Consider the following 15,721-nt stretch of genomic DNA (forward strand, 5'->3'; position numbering starts at 1 on the left):
TGCGGTCCGCCACATCCTTGTGGCGCGGCTATAGCGTTATCAGCGGATTGTCCCCAGACACACCGGCGGCGCGACCGGATTTTCCTAAGCATTAATACTTATTTCCCTACTTGCAGGTTTCTGTATATTGGTCCGGGCTTCCATCGGCGGACGGAGGGTGGCCCATCCCATGCAGGTGCGGTCCCCGAGAATTTCTGCCACATAGCGGTTTACGCGGATTTTTTCACAAAACCGGACACGACAGTATCACCATAATACCCGCGACCTTTGTTCGATAGCGTCTACCCTATCGGGTTCCCCTGTCCGACCGCGTTCTCCCGCCGTGGTGTCTTTTGCCCTGTGTCGTCCATTGTCCCGGCCAGTCCAAGGAGTCCCAGCATGAACCCGCAGCCCCACACCCCCCCGATCCGCCTGTTGCTCATCGCCAGTGATCCCGTCGATAGCGCGGCTTGTCGGCGGGTCTTGGCGCGATCCGGCGGCGAGTTCGTCCTCAGCGAAGCCGGGAGCGTCGCGCAAGGCATCGCTTTGGTGCGGGATGATGGCTGCGATTGCGTGCTTTTGGAGCAGCGGCGGCCCGATTGGGAGCGGCTCGCGGAATTGGCCGGGGCTTGCGAAAGGGCCGATGTGCCCGTGGTGGTGCTGGCCGGGGCCGAGGACGCTGGGGTCGGGCTGCGGGCGCTGGAATCGGGTGCCGCCGATTATGTGGTCGCGACCGCCGCTGGCCTGGAATGGCTGCCCGCCGCGATTTTCAAGGCTTTGCGGGAGAGCGCGGCCCGCCGCGTGGGCCGCGCGGCCTTGGCCGAACTCGGGGCCGTGCGGGCGCAGTACCGGGGCTTGGTGGAGCAGATGCCGGCCATCGTCTACCTCGCCGCCTTGGAACCGCCGGGGCGGCTCTTGTATCTCAGCCCCCGCATCGCCGACTGCCTGGGTTATCCCGCCGAGCGTTGGCGGGAGGCGCGGGACGGGCTGCTTGGCGCGGTGCATCCCGAGGACCGGCCCCGGTTGGCCGGGCTGTGGGCGCGGACCTGGGAGGACCATGCGCCCCTGCGGGCCGAATACCGGATGCTCAAGCGCGATGGCCGCGTCCGCTGGATGCTGGACGAGGCGCGGGTGGTGCGGGACGAACTGGGCCGTCCTTTGTTCGTGCAAGGGCTGTTGGTCGATATTACCGAGGACAAGGAGAACGAGCGCGACCTGGAGTATTACCGCCACCGGCTGGAGGATTTGGTGGCCCAGCGCACCGAGCAGTTGGAGCGGCAGGGCAGCCTGCTCCTGGCCGCCAACCAGCGGATGGACCTGGAGCTATGCCACCGCAAACAGGCCGAGGCCAAGCTCCGGGCCAGCGAGGCGCGGTTCCGGCTGTTGTTGGAATCGGTGGGGGAGGGCATCCTGGGCATGGACCGGCAGGGCCGCTGCACCTTCATCAACCGGGCGGCGCGGGATTTGCTCGGCTGCGAGGACGGTTGGGAGCCGGTGGGGCAGGATTTGCTGGGGTTCCTCTGCCATTGCCGGGAGGAGGTGGCCGCCGAACCCTGCCCCTTGCGGCGCACCTTGCGGGACGGGGTGCCGGCCCGCTTCGACGAAACCTTGCTGCGTTCCGACGGCACCCATTTCCTCGCCGAGTTCGCCGCCTATCCCTTACGGATCGGGGCGGAGGCGGCGGGGGCGGTGGTGGTGTTGCGGGATATCGGCGCGGCCCGCGCCTTCGTCGCGCGCTTGGCCCAGGGCGCGGGGTTCGGCGGCCATCTGCCGGGCCATCTGGATTCGGAGTGGCCCGTCGAGGCCGTGCCCTCCGCCCATCATGCCCTCAGGACCGAGCCGCTCCGGCAGGTCGCCGCCGGTTGAGGGCGTGGCGGGGGCCGGTCCCCGGCCCCCGCCCGCCGGGACCGGCTTAATAGGCCGATTCCACCACCCGCTCGTAGATGTTCTGATAGCGCCGCCGCATCTGATCCGTGAACAAGGGATCGGACCCCGGCGGCAGGCCCGCCTCGATCCCCGCCCAATCCTCTTCCCCCAGCCCTTCGGCCAGCATCCCGTAGATCGAGCCTTCCTCCAGGTTCAGGTGTTCCCATTGCAGGCGCAGGTAGTCGTCGATCTGCCCGGCGACCTGTTCCCGTGGCATCGGCGAATCGCAATGCCATTGCTCCAGCGAGACCTTGAGCTGGGCGGTGCTGTCCAGTAGGGTTCGATGCTCCGCCATCAGGCGCTCGATCACGTCGATCCCCGGCAGCGCCCGCGCCCGGTAGGCCGCGAAGATCATGTCCTCGCGGGGATGGTGGACGAGGTCGGGATAGCTCTGCACATAGTCGATGATTTCGCCCAGGACGTGGATGTCCGCGTCCGCGCCGGCGCGGAGCAGGCCGAGCTGGTTCTCCAGGATACGCAAGACCCTGCCGAGGTTGACATGGTCTTGGTGCAGTTCGTTGAGTAGGCGGTGCATGGCGGACCTCCTGCGGGGGAGCCGGTAAGGCGGGGCCGGTCCCGGAAACGGCGCGTCGTCCGGCTTCCGGGGGGGCGGGTGCCCACGCCGGGTAGCGGCGTGGCTGGGCCTATATCCTGCGCCGATTCGCGGTGGATGGCGAGTCCCTCCGCAGGGACCGTCGGCCTTAGGACGGGGACGGTTTTTTGTCGAGCTTGTCCTCCCAGGAAAATACCGGGAGGCTTTCCAGGGCCAGGATCAGCCCCTTGTTCCAGCGTTCGGACAGTTCGTGGGCGAAGGGATCGTCATCGGTGAGGAACAGCCGACGGCCTCCGCTGAGGCTGTCTCGCTCATAGATCAGGAGTTCCACCGGCGGGCCGACGGTCACATTGCTGCGGATGGTGGAGTTCATCGACACCAATGCCACGCGGGCGGCGCGTTCGAGGTCGATCTCGCGCTTGATGGTTCGATCCAGGATGGGTTTGCCGTATTTGGTCTCGCCGATTTGCAGGAACGGGTGTTCGCTGGACTCGTGGATGTAGTTGCCCTGCGGATAGACCATGAAGGTCTCCGGGGTCGCCGTCCCCAACTGTCCCCCGAAGATGAAGGTGGCCTCGAAATTGGTGTTGGCCGTGTCGCGGGTGGCCTGTTGGCGCTGGATTTGGGTGCTGATCATGCCCACGTAATCGGCGGCTTCGCTGATACTGCCCACCGAGAGCAGGTTGGGGACCAGCGTCTGGTCGATATCGTGGTTGAGTTTTTTCACCACGGCCTGGGTAGTCGCCAGATTGCCCGCCGACAACAGGACGAACACCCGGTCGCCCGGCCAGATGAAAGTATGCATTTTCGAGTAGCTGCCGATATTGTCCATCCCGGCGTTGGTGCGGGAGTCGGAGCAGAAAATCAAGCCGCGGTCTACGTTGATCGAAAGGCAGTAAGTCATGGCTATCCGGGTCCTGAAGGTCTTTTTAATTCTTGAATGCTAGGTCTTGGGCCGCCGTGCGGCAGGGGTTCCGGGGAATCGGCCAGGGGGCGCGGCACGGGTCGGCACATTAGGCAGAAATTAAGCCATTTGCGCAAGTCCGGCATTTACCCCCTTGCGCAAGGGATGCGGGACTGGGCCGGGCGTGTGGGGGGGAGAAGGGTTTGCCCTGTTTTGGCGCGTTTATGCCTCGCCATGAGGCGGCGCGGTGGGGAAGGAAGGGGCGGGAAGCGGGATTTCCGGGGGGCCAAAAAAACGGAAACCCGACCTTGCGGCCGGGTTTCAGTCCCCCAGTCCGAAACGGAACACCGATGCAAAATGTTTCCGCCAGACTTGGTGCCTATTTAACCGCGGCTTCGTTTATCGGTAAATTAGTAGATTCCGTCGCTATCTACGAGGAACTACGTAGTCCCCGCCATGGAGTGATATTCAGGGTGCATGGGATTTCAGGGGAGACCAGAGGCATCCCGGACCGGTGCCGAGTCGGGATCGGCGCTTTGTTGCAGCCGCACCAGCCAGCCATGGACGCGGTTTTCCACGAATTCCTCCATATCCTTCCAATCGGGATGGGGGTCGTTCAGGACCGATTGCCGGTAGCCGGGATCGCCCCGGAACGCCACCCGCCATAGGCGCGCCTCTTCCCCCAGGACCGCGATATCCCGCCCGGTGCGGAGGTCCAGGACCGGGAGCCGCAGCCGCGCCGCCTGTTCGTTGCCGATCCCCATGCCCGGCGCGAATATGCCCGGCACCGGGTCGATCACCACGGCGGCCTTGACCGCGGGATCGGTCTCCTGTTGCAACAGGTAGTCGAGCAAGGTCCGTGCGCCCTGGTCGTGTCCCAGCAGGATCAGCGACTTGAAGTTTTTGCCCTTGAGGAAGTCCACGCCCGCTTTGATCCGTGCCCCGGCTTGGGTTTGGCCCGGCGGCGTATCCGGCAAGGCCAGGGACAGGCTGGACCAGCCGCGTTCCGGCAGCCGGACCCGGAGCGGATCGACGATGGCTTGATCGTTCGCCGCCGAACTCCGGCCATGCATCAGGAGGATCGCGCCCCGGATTCGCCGCGCCGGGGTTTCGCGGAACAAGCCCTCGAAGGACGTGCCGTCCGCCGTCAGTTTGACCACTTCGCTGGGTGGGAACAGGTCGCTGGCTTCTGGGGGCTTGGGTTTCGCTGGCGCGGCGGGCGGGGTTGGCGCCGGGGCGTTGGTGGTCGCGGGCGTCGGGGCGCTGGGGGGGGCGAAGCCGGTGTGCTGGGTGGCGCGGGCGTACCGTCGGGCGCGGCGGGTGGAGCCGTGGTGGGTGGCTCGGACGCGGGCGGGGTGGCCGGTGGATTCGCAGGTGCCGCTGGCGGTTCGGGGGCCGCCAGCGGCGCGGCCATCGCCAGTAGTAGCGGCCAGCCGGGCCAGAGGGCTCGGACTCCACGGCGGCGCGGAATGGAAGCGGAGCGGGATAGGCGGTTCATGGCGGATAAGTTGCATCAAGGCCGGACTGCCGGGTCCGGGGATTCGTGTACACTCGGGCCGTCGCGGCGGGCCGGTCCCCGTGGGTCCGGTGCCGAACCAACCCCTCCACAGTTTAGAGGAGCCTGCCATGGAACATCTTCCCGAATACATCGACGAGCTGCCCAATATCTCCGGTTCCGAAGCCTTGATCGAAGCCACCCTGCGGAACCGTCCCGCCGAGGTGTACAAGCCCGCCAGCCCCATCCATTTCGACCAGATCGACAGCGCCTGCGCCATCGCCCTGCACATGCACCAGCCCTTGATCCCGGCGGGCGGCGGCGACCTCCGCAGCGCCGATATCATCAGTAACCTGCAATATATGATGTGGAACCAGGGCGTCGGCGACAACCACAACGCCCCGGTATTCCACTGGTGCTATAAGCGCATCGGCGAATTCGTGCCGCAGTTGTTCCACGAGGGCAAAAGCCCCCGGGTGATGCTGGAATATTCCGGCACGCTGTTCCACGGGCTGCGCAAGATGGGCCTGCACGATGTGTTCGACACCTTGCGCAATGTGACCTGCAACCCGGATTACCGCCAGGGCGTGGAATGGCTGGGCGCGCCCTGGGGCCACGCGGTCGCGCCTTCGACCCCGGCGCAGGATTACCGCCTGCACGTCAAGGCGTGGCAGCACCATTTCGCCGCTATTTTCGGCCTGGAGGCGCTGGAGCGGGTGCGCGGCTTCTCGCCTTCGGAAATGGCCCTGCCCAACCATCCCGACGTGGCCTACGAATATATCAAGACCCTGCGCGACTGCGGTTTCACCTGGCTCTTGGTGCAGGAACACACGGTCGAGCTTCCTGAAAGCGGCCATGGCCCGGAACTCAAGCATCTGCCGCACCGGCTGGTCTGCACCAATTCGGCGGGCGAGCGCGTCGATATCATCGCCATCATCAAGACCCAGGGCAGCGACACCAAGCTGGTGGCGCAGATGCAGCCGTTCTACGAGGCCAAGGGGTTGTCGCGCTGGACCTTGGCGGGGCGTTCGGTTCCGCCCCTGGTGACGCAGATCGCCGACGGCGAGAACGGCGGGGTGATGATGAACGAATTCCCTGGCAAGTTCATGGACGCGGTGCGGGAAGCCAGCGGCAGCCGTTCCCCCTTGATGAACGCCACCGAATACCTGGAATTCCTGTTCGCCATGGGCATTAAAGAAAGCGATTTGCCGGTGGTCCAGCCCTTGTTCCAGAAGAAGATTTGGGACCGTTACACGCCGGGCGAGGGCCCCGCCAAGCTGGAAACCGTGATCGAGGATATCCGCAAGGAGGATCACCGTTTCCACATGGAGGGCGGCAGTTGGACCAACGATATTTCCTGGGTGCGCGGCTATGACAACGTGCTGGGACCGATGGAGGAGGCCAGTTCGGCGTTTTACCAGAAGGTGCTGAAGTCCGGTGCGTCCACCAGCGATAGGCGCTACCGCAACGCGCTGTTCCATCTGATGACGGCGCAGACCAGTTGCTACCGTTATTGGGGGCAGGGCCAGTGGACCGATTATGGGCGGGAGATTTGCCGGCGGGCGGTGGAGATCGCGACGCACGATTTTTGAGGTGGATTAGTGGTGTGGGGCGGGTTGCGGCCCGTCCTGCCAGGCAACCGCATCCCGCGCCCGCAAGAATTCCCCGATATAGCCGCCCGGCAAAGCCAGCGCCCGCCGCCCGCCCGCTTTCCCGAGCAAAGCCAATTCCACCCCCTCGGCCCGCGCCCGCTCCAAAGCGCCTGGCGGCGGGTCGAGGTCCAGCACATCGTGATAAATGCAGCGCGATTGCAGGCTGCCGAACACCTGGCAACGCTCCGCCGAATGCTCCAACACCCGCAAAGGCTGGATGCCCAGTCCCGGCCAGTCGATGGCGCGAAAATCGGCGCTGGCGGCCCCATAGCGCAAATCCACGACGAGTGCGTCCCCCGCCGCCGTGTGGCGCAGGCGGTAGGCCGCTTCGTCGTAGCCGTAGAATTCGCCGCGCCACCATTGGGCATGTAGGCGCGGGGCTTCGACCACGCCGGGTTCGGTGGCGGGGGGCGAGGCGCAGGCGGACAAAACCACCAATAACAGCGCTATCGACCGGGATCGGGGTCTGGGCATGGCAAACCAGTCAAGGGTATGGGGCCAGGGGAAGGTGCCCGCCGGGATAGCGCCTTTCCGCCACGGTACGCACCAAGGCCATCTGCCGGGGCAGGCACAGGCGTTCCAGGTCGTAGCGCTCGACCACGGTACGGCGGGCGTTGGCCCGCAAATCCCGTAGCTGTTCCGGCTGTTGCAGCGCCCGTATCACCGCCCCGGCGATGGACTCGGGCGAGAAGAAATCCACCAACAGCCCGTTCATCCCGTCCTCGATTACTTCCTCGACCGGCGGCGTGCGGGAACCCACCACCAAGCAGCCCGCCGCCATCGCTTCCAGCATCGACCAGGACAGCACATAGGGATAGCTCAGATAGACATGGGCGGCGGACACCTGGAACAGCGTCAGCAGCAAAGGGTGGGGCAGGGTGCCGACGAAGTGCACCCGGCCCATGTCCAGTTGGGCGCCGACCTCGGCCAGGGCGCGTTGCTTGTAGCTGTCGCCGGCGGGCAGCGCCGGGCTATAGCTGGCGGTTGCGCTGCCGACGATGATCGCCCGCGCCTGGGGACAGGCCCGCTGGATCAAGGGCAGGGCGCGCATGAAGCTCGGGAAACCGCGGGCCGGTTCCAGGCTGCGGCCCGCGAAAGTCACCACCGGGTCGCCGGGGCGCAGGGTGAGACCATGGGCCGCGAGTTGGATAAAGGCATCCGGGTCGGGCCGGGCGGCGTGGGTGTCGATGCCGTCATGGATGACTTGGATGCGCGGGCGGTGGTAATCCGGGAACTGCGCGGCCTGCCACTGGGTGGGGCTGACGCCGAAGTCCATGGCGTCGAGTCCATGCAGGGCGAAGCTGTTCTTCATCCGCCAGGCGCATTCCGCCTCGAAGCCGCGCTCCGGGTATGCGGGATCGAACGCCCCGAAGTGGTTGCCCCGCTGGAAGAAAAATTCCAGATAGCACAAGAGCGGCGCGTCCGGCCACACGTCCTTGAGGAACAGGGCTTCGCCCCAACCGGGATGGGCGCAGATCGCATCGGGGGTGAAGCCGCCGCGCTTGAGTTCCAAGGCCGCCCGCGCCGCCGCCTCGCCCATGAGGACGCGGGTTTCGGTAGTTTCCAGCCAGGGGTGGAGGCCGCTGGCGAAGTCCGGTCGCACCGTGTAGCGCAGGGCTTGGAGGCCGGGGGGCAAGGGGCGGCGGTGGGCGCAGAGGACCACCACTTGATTTCCAGGATCGGCCGCCAACCGGGGCGCGAGGCGCTGGTATTGGCCGGGGAAATTCTGGTGGACGAACAGGACGCGCATGGACCTTCAAGTCCTGCCGCACCAGGAACCGCGATAGGCCTTGCGGATATCGCGGGTGCCGAGATTGGCCTGGATGCGCTCGACCCGGTCTTGGATATCGTCGGCGGATTGGCGGCGGTAGTCGGCGATTTCGCGTTCGATGCGCTGCTGGGTTTCGGGCGAGGCCGTCTGCACGAAGCGGTGCAACAGCCCCGCGAACACCGGGCCGCTGTCCTCGGTCGGGCCGCTGATGCCGTAATGGCGGCGGATGGCGGCGGCGGCTTGGTCGGTGTTGCAGAAGTCCAGGTCCAGCCATAGCCGGAGTTGATCCAGCGCGGCGTCTTTGTTGCCCAGGGCGGTGCCGGTGGCTGCGCCATTCCCGGCGACGGCGGCATAGGCCGTCCAACTGCGCTTGACTTCGGCGTCATAGGCTGCGCGGGTGATGGTCCGGGCTTGGTATTGCTTCCAGGCCCGCGCCATTTCGGTTTGATAGCTGCGCCAGGCTTCCATTTCGGCGAGGTAGTCGGCTTCGCTGGCCGGGGCGGCTGGTGCGGGTGCGCTGGCGGGCGCGTGGCGGGTTTTGGGGTGGGGTGCCGGTTCCGTCGGGGCAGTGGCAGGGCTGGCTTGGATTTCCGGGATGGCAAGCTTCGGTTCCGGTGCCGATGGGGGCTGGGGTGGCGTCTTCGCGGCCACGGGAGCTGGATGAGGGTGTTTAGGTCCGGTGGTTTTGGCCGGTTGCGCCGCCTTGGCCGGGACGGGGGCGGTGGCTTTACCGGGTTGGGGTTTGGCCTTGCCGGGGTGTTTTTCGGCGGCGGCGGCGGGGCCGAGCGCACATAAGAGGGCGAGGACCAAGGGCAATTGTCGGACGATGCTCGGGGTCATTGTGATGTTTGGGGATGGGGAATCAAGGGGGGCGCGGGCCGGTGGCGTTGCGGATTCCCGGCCCGCGCCCCTGGGTTCAGCCGCCGTGGATGACTTCCTTGATTTCTTCTCCGCCGACGACTTCCTTATCCTGAAGCAGCTGGGCGATCACGTCCAGGATTCCGCGCCGCTCGCCAAGGATTTCCCGCGCCCGGCGCTGGCCTTCCTCCACCAAGCCGCGTACTTCGGCATCGATCAGCTTCGCGGTTTCCTCGCTGAAATTGCGCTCCTCCATGCCTTCGGTGGCGAGATAGGCCAAGCGCTGGCGACGGCCATAGGTCAGGGGACCGAGCCGCTGGCTCATGCCCAGTTGGCAGACCATGGCGCGGGCGATTTCCGACGCCTTTTCCAAATCGTTCTGCGCCCCGCTCGACACATCGCCGAACACCAGCTCCTCCGCCGTGCGCCCGCCCAGGAGGATGGCGATCTGGTCGCGCAATTCGGCCTCGGTCGAGAGGAATTTTTCCTCCACCGGCAGTTGCAGGGTATAGCCCAGCGCCGCCGCGCCCCGCGGGATGATCGATACCTTATGCACTGGCTCGCCGGTCGGCACGATCTCGGCGACCAGGGCATGGCCGGATTCGTGGTAGGCCACCCGGCGCTTCTCGGCTTCGTTGAGGGTGCGGGATTTCTTCTCGGGACCGGCGATGACCCGGTCTATCGCCGCTTCGAAATCTTCCAGGTCCACCGCGTTCTGGTTTTTCCTGACGGCGATGATGGCGGCTTCGTTGCAGATGTTGGCGAGGTCCGCGCCGACCAGCCCCGGCGTGCGCTGGGCCACGATGCGCAGGTTCACGCCCGGCGCCAAGGTGATCTTGGCGGTGTGGAGCTTGAGGATGGCGAGGCGGTCTTCAAGGCCGGGTTTGTCCACCACGATCTGGCGGTCGAAGCGGCCCGCCCGCAGCAGGGCTTTGTCGAGGATTTCCGGGCGGTTGGTCGCGGCCATCACCACCACGCCCACCGACGGGTCGAAGCCGTCCATCTCGGTCAGCAGTTGATTCAATGTCTGTTCGCGTTCGTCGTGGCCGCCCATGACCACGGGACCGCCCCGGGCGCGGCCTATGGCGTCGAGTTCGTCGATGAAGATCATGCAAGGCGCTTTCTGGCGGGCCTGTTCGAACAAATCGCGCATCCTAGCCGCGCCGACGCCGACGAACATCTCGATAAATTCCGCCCCGCTGATGTTGAAGAACGGCACGCCCGCCTCGCCAGCCACGGCCCGCGCCAACAGGGTCTTGCCGGTGCCGGGCGAACCCACCAGCAACACGCCCTTGGGCATGCGTCCTCCCAGGCGCTGGATTTGGCTGGGGTCGCGCAGGAATTCGATGGTTTCCCGCAGTTCCTGCTTGGCTTCCTCGGCCCCGGCCACGTCCTGGAAGGTGACGTTGACCGAGATATCGGCGTTGATCCTGACCCGGTTGCGGCCAATGCTGAGGAAGCCGCGGCCCGCCCCGCCGGTCATGCGCCGGGCCATCCAACTCCACAACGCGATCATGATGGCGATGGGCAATAACCAGTTGAAGATGAAATTGCCCAGCCAATTGCTGCCGTAGCGCACGCTGTATTTGACGCCCTTGGCTTCCAAGTCTTTGGCGAGGTCTTGGTTCCACAGGGGCACGGTGATGAAGCGGCGGCGCTCTTCGCCATTCTTGGGTTTCAGGGTGCCGGTGATGACTTGGTCGGTGACGACGGCGTCCTCGATGCGCTGTTCCTGCACGTATTTGAGGAAATCGCTGTAGGGGATTTCGTCCTGGCGGACTTCCTGGTAGCCCTGCCACAGGTAGAGCGTGGCGAAGAACAGCAGAGCATAGAAGAACAACAGGTTGCGGCGGCGCTGGCCATCGCCTTGGGGATTGATTTCCACCTCGGGCTTCCCGAGCGGGTTGGCGGATTTGAGCGAGTCGGCGAGCTTTTGCCAGTATTCCCGGAGGGTTTTGAGCAGAGGGTTGGCGGGGGAGGGGTCTTTGTTCATGGTGTTCTCCTTAAAACGCAGGGGAGTTGCCGGTTCCGGCCGTTGCGCGGGGCGGGGGTTGCTGTGAAGGATGGGGGCCGTCCGCCGCTGTTCAAGGCGCATCCTAGCTTGGATTTGTTGCGGGCGGCGTTGTGGACGGGCGGGGCGTCGATCCGGGGCGAGTGTAGGCGTTAGTCGTGGGGAATGAAAGTTCACAGCCCATGGCGTCGGCGTGGGATCGGCGCTCGATCCGGTGGATGGCCCTATCCTGGGCTATATTCCGGTTCGGTCCCGCCGGGTCCGCCGTGGGCGGGCGCGGACCGGGCCGATACATGAATAAACGATAACTAAAACCGATAAGAGGTGGCTATGCATGCTTTGAATAAATCTGTGGTGGCGGGAGCGATTGCGTTGCTGATGGGAGTGGCCTGGGGGGCCGACGGGCCGGGGGACGCAGCGGCGGTGCAGTCCGGCGCGGTCCATGCCGGGCATCGTATGGATGCCGAGGTGGCCCCGGCTGCGCCGCCGCCCCGGATTCCCAACAGCGTATCCGGCGATATCCTGACCGGCCTGCCCTTGGCCGAACCGCCGGTGATCCGCAGCCGCCAAGGCGTGCTGAAAGTGGAGTTGACCGCCATGGCGACCCCGGTGCGGATCAGCGGCAAGCTGGTCAACGCCCGCGTCTATGCCGCCAGCGCTTACGGGCAGAGCTATCCGCCCGCGTTCGCCCCGCCGACCTTGGTGGTGGACCCCGGCGATAATCTGCAAGTGACCCTCAATAACCAACTGGGCGAACCCACCAACCTGCATACCCATGGCTTCTTCGTGTCGCCGATGGGGAATCAGGATAATATCTTCGTGGATTTGCCCAGCGGCTCCAAATTCCTCTACAGTTATGATTTGCCCAAGGGTATATCGCCGGGTTCGTATTGGTATCATCCGCATTTACATCCCTTGGTCGAGGAACAGGTGTTCGGGGGGTTGTCCGGGTTTATTTATGTGCGTGGGCAGGAGTCTTTTTTGCCCCAGGATTTGCAGGATATTAAGCAGCGCTTCCTGCAACTCAAGGATTTCCAGTACGACGGCGGGAACACGATCCCGGCGACCAATATCGATTCCAACGCCGCCACCCATCGCACGGTGAACGGTTTGGTCCAGCCGACCCTGGCACTGCGGGCGGGCGAGACCCAGCTTTGGCATCTCGGCAATCTCGGGGCCGATATCTGGTATACGCTGGAACTGTCCGGGCTGAGCTTCACCGTGATCGGCGAGGATGGCAATATCCTCGGCCGCCCTTGGACCACCACGCAATTGCTGATGCCCCCGGCCAAGCGCTTCGATGTGCTGGTGCAGGCCAGGACGCCGGGTAGCTATTCCCTCCTCACCGCGCCGATGGATACCGGCCCGGCGGGCGACACGTACCCCTTGGCCCTGCTGGCGACCTTGAACGTGACCGGCAAGGTTGCGGAACCCACCGCCCTGCCCAAGCGGCTCAAGGGCTTCGACGATCTGAGCGATGCGGCCATTGCCAAGCAGCGCGTGTTCGTGCTGTCCGAGAACCAGAACACCAATCGTTTTTTCATCAATCACCGCACTTTCGGGGCCAACCGGGTCGATGCCACGCCGGAGACCGGCACGGTCGAGGAATGGGTGTTCCAGAACAACACGGATGAACTGCATCCGATCCATTTCCACGTCAACGATATCCAGGTGGTGAGCGTCAACGGCGTTCCGCAGCAGGCGCGGTCCTTGGTGGATACCGTGCCGATTCCCTATGCGACCACGGACGCGGCGGGCCACCGGACGCCGGGCGAGGTGGTGATACGGACCCGCTTCAGCCGCTTCGTCGGTCCCTATGTGTTCCATTGCCATATCCTGGCGCACGAGGACAACGGCATGATGTCGATTATCAACGTGACCAGTCCGGGATCGGAGTAGGGGTGGTGTGCCCACCCGGAGCGCGGGCTAATCCTGTCGGGTGGGCTTGACTTATCGTTTGGACATGGGTTGTCCGATCCGGGTTGACCTGTCCGATAGCTTGGACGAGGATGGGTCGCGGTATTGATTCATGGTGGTCTGCCATCCCGGCGACCGGACCCATTGCCTTCCAGGAGACCCGATATGTCCAAAGCGCGTTTTTCCCTGAAGATCGCCGCCTGCGCCTTGTTGTGCGGGGTCGGCCTCGCCGCCCAGGCGGCCCCCGTCCAGGCTTGGCGGCAGAGCGGCTACGACGCCGCCCAAACCCGTTACAACCCCAATGAAAGCCAGTTGAACAGCAATACCGTGGCCCGGTTGCGTCCGGTGTGGTCGGCGGAAACGGCGTTCTACCGCACCGCTCCCATCGCCGAAGCCGATGGCGTGGTGTACCAATGCGGCTCCAACCTCACCGCCCACGATCCCACCACCGGTGTTGTGCTGTGGAGTGTGCCCGGCTGCGGTACGGCCCCGGCCCTGGTGGGCAACCTTGTATTGGGCAGCGCGGTTTCCGGCCATTCGATGGTGGAGGTCGGTGCCTATAACAAGAACAAGGCGGGGGCCAAGGTGTGGCGGCAGACTTTCGCCGGCGAGCATATTTCTGCGCCCACCGTGGCCAATGGAGTGGTCTATGTCAGTGTTTCCTATGGTTTCCAGAACATCGCGCCGCCCTCGGTGTACGCCCTGGACGCCAAAACCGGGGTGGTTTTGTGGCAGGGGCAGGCACCCGCCGATAAGACCATCTTCTATGACAATGGCGTGAGCGTGGCCGATGGCGTGGTCTATCTTTCGGACCACGATTGGGTGCCCAAGCCCAAGGGGAGGGGGCGGATCACCGCCTTCGACGCCATCACCGGAACCCAGCTATGGAGTGTCATCCGCAGCACTTTATATGTCCCGGTCGCGGTGGCGGACGGTTTGGTTTACTTCGGCGAGGAGAGCGGTCGGGCCACCGCTTTGGACGCCAAGACCGGTGCCGAGGTCTGGAGCCTGCCCAAGAAGGCTAGCGGCTGGTTGTTCTTGTCGCCCGCCGTGGCCGGGGGGACCGTGCTGTTCCCGGCACCCGGCGGGGTCGCCGCCTTCGAGGGCAAGACCGGCAAACCGCTCCGCGAATTCCGCATCAGCGCGGCCCGGCTCAGTTCCGACATCGTGGTCGCCAACAACGTGGTCTACCTGACCTTGGACAGCTTCGGGCCGGGGGCCATCCATACCTTGTTCGCCCTGGACTTCTTCAGTTTGATGCCGGTCTACACCAGCCGACCCCTGGGCGGCAGCGATTCTATGGCCTATTCGCTCCAGGTGGTGGATGGGAAGCTTTATGCCAGCGATACCAATGGAAGTTTGCGGGCCTATGGCTTGCCGCCACAGCCTTGAGGAATTGGAAACCCGTGAGTGGGTCATCGGGGGCGTCCTGCGGGACGCCCTTTTTGTTGGGGCCAGCGGGGTAGGAGCGCTCAAGCGCTCTAAGCCAGAATCCAAAATCCCGTTGAAGCAGCATTAGAACCCGCCCATCACTCCGATACCGATCAGGATGGGCGAATCGTACAAGGCGGGTTCCGGCAGCAGTTTCAATTCCAGGGAGCGCAGCACGGGGCGGCGCTGTACGGTGCCGCCGAGGGTCGTTTCGCGCTCGCCTTCGACCCGCGCCGCGGCGGCGATGGAACGTCCCGGCCAATATGCTTTGGGGTCCAAAGCGGCGGGATGGCGCAGCAAGAAGCGCCCCAAGGCCGGTTCGCTGGTATCGGGGAAGCCCCGCGCCGTGGTGGGATAGCCGAGGATTTCGAGCATCGCGCCGTCCCTGCGGTTTTCCAACCCCAGGATGGGACCGGCCAGCAGCACGACTTGTCCGATGTGGCTCCGGGGGTCGTCCAGTACCGCGCCGGGCGTGATGCCCGGCGTCACTCCATCCATGGCGGTGCCGGACAGCGCCGTGGCGCAGCCGCCCAGGTGCCAGAGCGCCCAGCAGAGTCCGAGGTGCAACCCATGCCGGGCCAGGCGGTTCCATCGCATCAGTACGGATACCAATAAGGGTAATATCCCGCCCAGCCGCCCCAGCCCATTCCGTAGCCATAGGGATAGGCCGGATAGTAATAGGCCGCTTGCGGCTGGGTCGGCCAGAGGTGGATTTGCTGGCAGCCGATCACCGGATAGGTGTAGTGGATTTGGTCGAGGGGCCGGGTTTCCGCGCCCTCGACCGGACCCGCCACCGTGATGTCCCGCCCCTTGGCATAGAGCGCCGAATCCAGGAAGCCGGGACAGCGCACCAGGAACCGCCCGGCGCTGCGGTCGTTGTCCTCGGGGCTGTCGTTGTAGCGGCTGAGGGGTTTCTGCAAGACCTCGATTTCGGTGGTTTTCGGCTGGTTGGTGGTTTGGATCACGCTGCCGCCCAGCACGACCGCCTGGCCTTTGAAGCGCTCGGGTTGGACGGCGATGGCGCTGAACGCGGGTTGTTGTTCCGCCGCCTGCCGCAGCGGCTTGGAGATGGGGCTGGCGCTGCACCCCACCAGGAGGAGGGGCAGCAAGAACCAGGGCAGATGGGTCGGGTGGATGTCCATGTCGCGGTCCTCGATGATGGATAGAAAAGAAACTTAAAGAGCGGTTTCATCCTGGGCGATAGTTTAGACCGCCCACCGGCAA

13 protein-coding genes are annotated in these 15,721 nt (G+C 65.0%); 4 read left to right on the forward strand and 9 right to left on the reverse strand.

The genetic code is table 11. From position 1 onward, the window contains the following. Positions 1–378 precede the first annotated feature (378 nt). Positions 379–1,845, forward strand: coding sequence for a PAS domain S-box protein (locus B9N93_RS10730; protein WP_085213479.1), 1,467 nt, complete (start codon positions 379–381; stop codon positions 1,843–1,845). A gap of 46 nt (positions 1,846–1,891) precedes the next feature. Here B9N93_RS10730 and B9N93_RS10735 read toward each other — a convergent pair whose 3' ends face one another. The 3 genes from B9N93_RS10735 to B9N93_RS24655 form a co-directional block, all read right to left on the reverse strand. Beyond that, the gene (locus B9N93_RS10735) at positions 1,892–2,440 is read right to left on the reverse strand and encodes a hemerythrin domain-containing protein (RefSeq protein WP_085213481.1); all 549 of its coding nucleotides are present in this window, start codon (positions 2,438–2,440) and stop codon (positions 1,892–1,894) included. Between the two features lie 166 nt (positions 2,441–2,606). Continuing rightward, positions 2,607–3,362 (reverse strand): proteasome-type protease, encoded by a 756-nt coding sequence (locus B9N93_RS10740; RefSeq protein WP_085213483.1) that lies wholly within the window; start codon positions 3,360–3,362, stop codon positions 2,607–2,609. A gap of 485 nt (positions 3,363–3,847) precedes the next feature. Beyond that, entirely contained in the window at positions 3,848–4,876 is a 1,029-nt protein-coding gene (locus tag B9N93_RS24655; RefSeq protein WP_176225225.1) for a DUF3530 family protein, read from the reverse strand. A 112-nt stretch (positions 4,877–4,988) separates the two neighbouring features. Between B9N93_RS24655 and B9N93_RS10755 the strand changes: the two genes are divergently transcribed. Then, positions 4,989–6,449 (forward strand): glycosyl hydrolase family 57, encoded by a 1,461-nt coding sequence (locus B9N93_RS10755; RefSeq protein ID WP_085213487.1) that lies wholly within the window; start codon positions 4,989–4,991, stop codon positions 6,447–6,449. A gap of 6 nt (positions 6,450–6,455) precedes the next feature. Here B9N93_RS10755 and B9N93_RS10760 read toward each other — a convergent pair whose 3' ends face one another. From B9N93_RS10760 to ftsH, 4 genes are all read right to left on the reverse strand, one after another. Further along, entirely contained in the window at positions 6,456–6,983 is a 528-nt protein-coding gene (locus B9N93_RS10760) for a hypothetical protein (RefSeq protein ID WP_125468938.1), read from the reverse strand. 10 nt (positions 6,984–6,993) lie between these two features. Continuing rightward, positions 6,994–8,259, reverse strand: coding sequence for a glycosyltransferase (locus tag B9N93_RS10765; RefSeq protein ID WP_085213491.1), 1,266 nt, complete (start codon positions 8,257–8,259; stop codon positions 6,994–6,996). Positions 8,260–8,265: 6 nt separating this feature from the next. Further along, positions 8,266–9,120, reverse strand: coding sequence for a hypothetical protein (locus B9N93_RS10770; RefSeq protein WP_085213493.1), 855 nt, complete (start codon positions 9,118–9,120; stop codon positions 8,266–8,268). Between the two features lie 76 nt (positions 9,121–9,196). Next, entirely contained in the window at positions 9,197–11,131 is a 1,935-nt protein-coding gene (gene ftsH / locus B9N93_RS10775) for an ATP-dependent zinc metalloprotease FtsH (RefSeq protein ID WP_085213495.1), read from the reverse strand. Positions 11,132–11,479: 348 nt separating this feature from the next. Here ftsH and B9N93_RS10780 point away from each other — a divergent pair, with 348 nt between their 5' ends. Continuing rightward, positions 11,480–13,048, forward strand: coding sequence for a multicopper oxidase family protein (locus tag B9N93_RS10780; protein ID WP_085213497.1), 1,569 nt, complete (start codon positions 11,480–11,482; stop codon positions 13,046–13,048). A 183-nt stretch (positions 13,049–13,231) separates the two neighbouring features. Further along, entirely contained in the window at positions 13,232–14,458 is a 1,227-nt protein-coding gene (locus B9N93_RS10785) for an outer membrane protein assembly factor BamB family protein (protein ID WP_085213499.1), read from the forward strand. Between the two features lie 123 nt (positions 14,459–14,581). Here B9N93_RS10785 and B9N93_RS10790 read toward each other — a convergent pair whose 3' ends face one another. Both B9N93_RS10790 and B9N93_RS10795 read right to left on the reverse strand, forming a co-directional pair. Further along, positions 14,582–15,094, reverse strand: coding sequence for a Slp family lipoprotein (locus B9N93_RS10790; protein WP_085213501.1), 513 nt, complete (start codon positions 15,092–15,094; stop codon positions 14,582–14,584). Continuing rightward, positions 15,094–15,639, reverse strand: a complete 546-nt coding sequence (locus B9N93_RS10795) for a Slp family lipoprotein (RefSeq protein ID WP_085213503.1) — start codon at positions 15,637–15,639, stop codon at positions 15,094–15,096. Before B9N93_RS10795 ends, B9N93_RS10790 begins: the two co-directional genes overlap by 1 nt. Positions 15,640–15,721 lie beyond the last annotated feature (82 nt).

It is taken from the genome of Methylomagnum ishizawai (assembly GCF_900155475.1).
Taxonomy (GTDB): Bacteria; Pseudomonadota; Gammaproteobacteria; order Methylococcales; family Methylococcaceae; genus Methylomagnum; species Methylomagnum ishizawai_A.

Coding starts and splice junctions, on each gene's coding strand:
- B9N93_RS10730 (WP_085213479.1), top strand. CDS start 379: ATGAACCCGCAGCCCCACACCCCCCCGATCCGCCTGTTGCTCATCGCC.
- B9N93_RS10735 (WP_085213481.1), bottom strand. CDS start 2,440: ATGCACCGCCTACTCAACGAACTGCACCAAGACCATGTCAACCTCGGC.
- B9N93_RS10740 (WP_085213483.1), bottom strand. CDS start 3,362: ATGACTTACTGCCTTTCGATCAACGTAGACCGCGGCTTGATTTTCTGC.
- B9N93_RS24655 (WP_176225225.1), bottom strand. CDS start 4,876: ATGCAACTTATCCGCCATGAACCGCCTATCCCGCTCCGCTTCCATTCC.
- B9N93_RS10755 (WP_085213487.1), top strand. CDS start 4,989: ATGGAACATCTTCCCGAATACATCGACGAGCTGCCCAATATCTCCGGT.
- B9N93_RS10760 (WP_125468938.1), bottom strand. CDS start 6,983: ATGCCCAGACCCCGATCCCGGTCGATAGCGCTGTTATTGGTGGTTTTG.
- B9N93_RS10765 (WP_085213491.1), bottom strand. CDS start 8,259: ATGCGCGTCCTGTTCGTCCACCAGAATTTCCCCGGCCAATACCAGCGC.
- B9N93_RS10770 (WP_085213493.1), bottom strand. CDS start 9,120: ATGACCCCGAGCATCGTCCGACAATTGCCCTTGGTCCTCGCCCTCTTA.
- ftsH (WP_085213495.1), bottom strand. CDS start 11,131: ATGAACAAAGACCCCTCCCCCGCCAACCCTCTGCTCAAAACCCTCCGG.
- B9N93_RS10780 (WP_085213497.1), top strand. CDS start 11,480: ATGCATGCTTTGAATAAATCTGTGGTGGCGGGAGCGATTGCGTTGCTG.
- B9N93_RS10785 (WP_085213499.1), top strand. CDS start 13,232: ATGTCCAAAGCGCGTTTTTCCCTGAAGATCGCCGCCTGCGCCTTGTTG.
- B9N93_RS10790 (WP_085213501.1), bottom strand. CDS start 15,094: ATGCGATGGAACCGCCTGGCCCGGCATGGGTTGCACCTCGGACTCTGC.
- B9N93_RS10795 (WP_085213503.1), bottom strand. CDS start 15,639: ATGGACATCCACCCGACCCATCTGCCCTGGTTCTTGCTGCCCCTCCTC.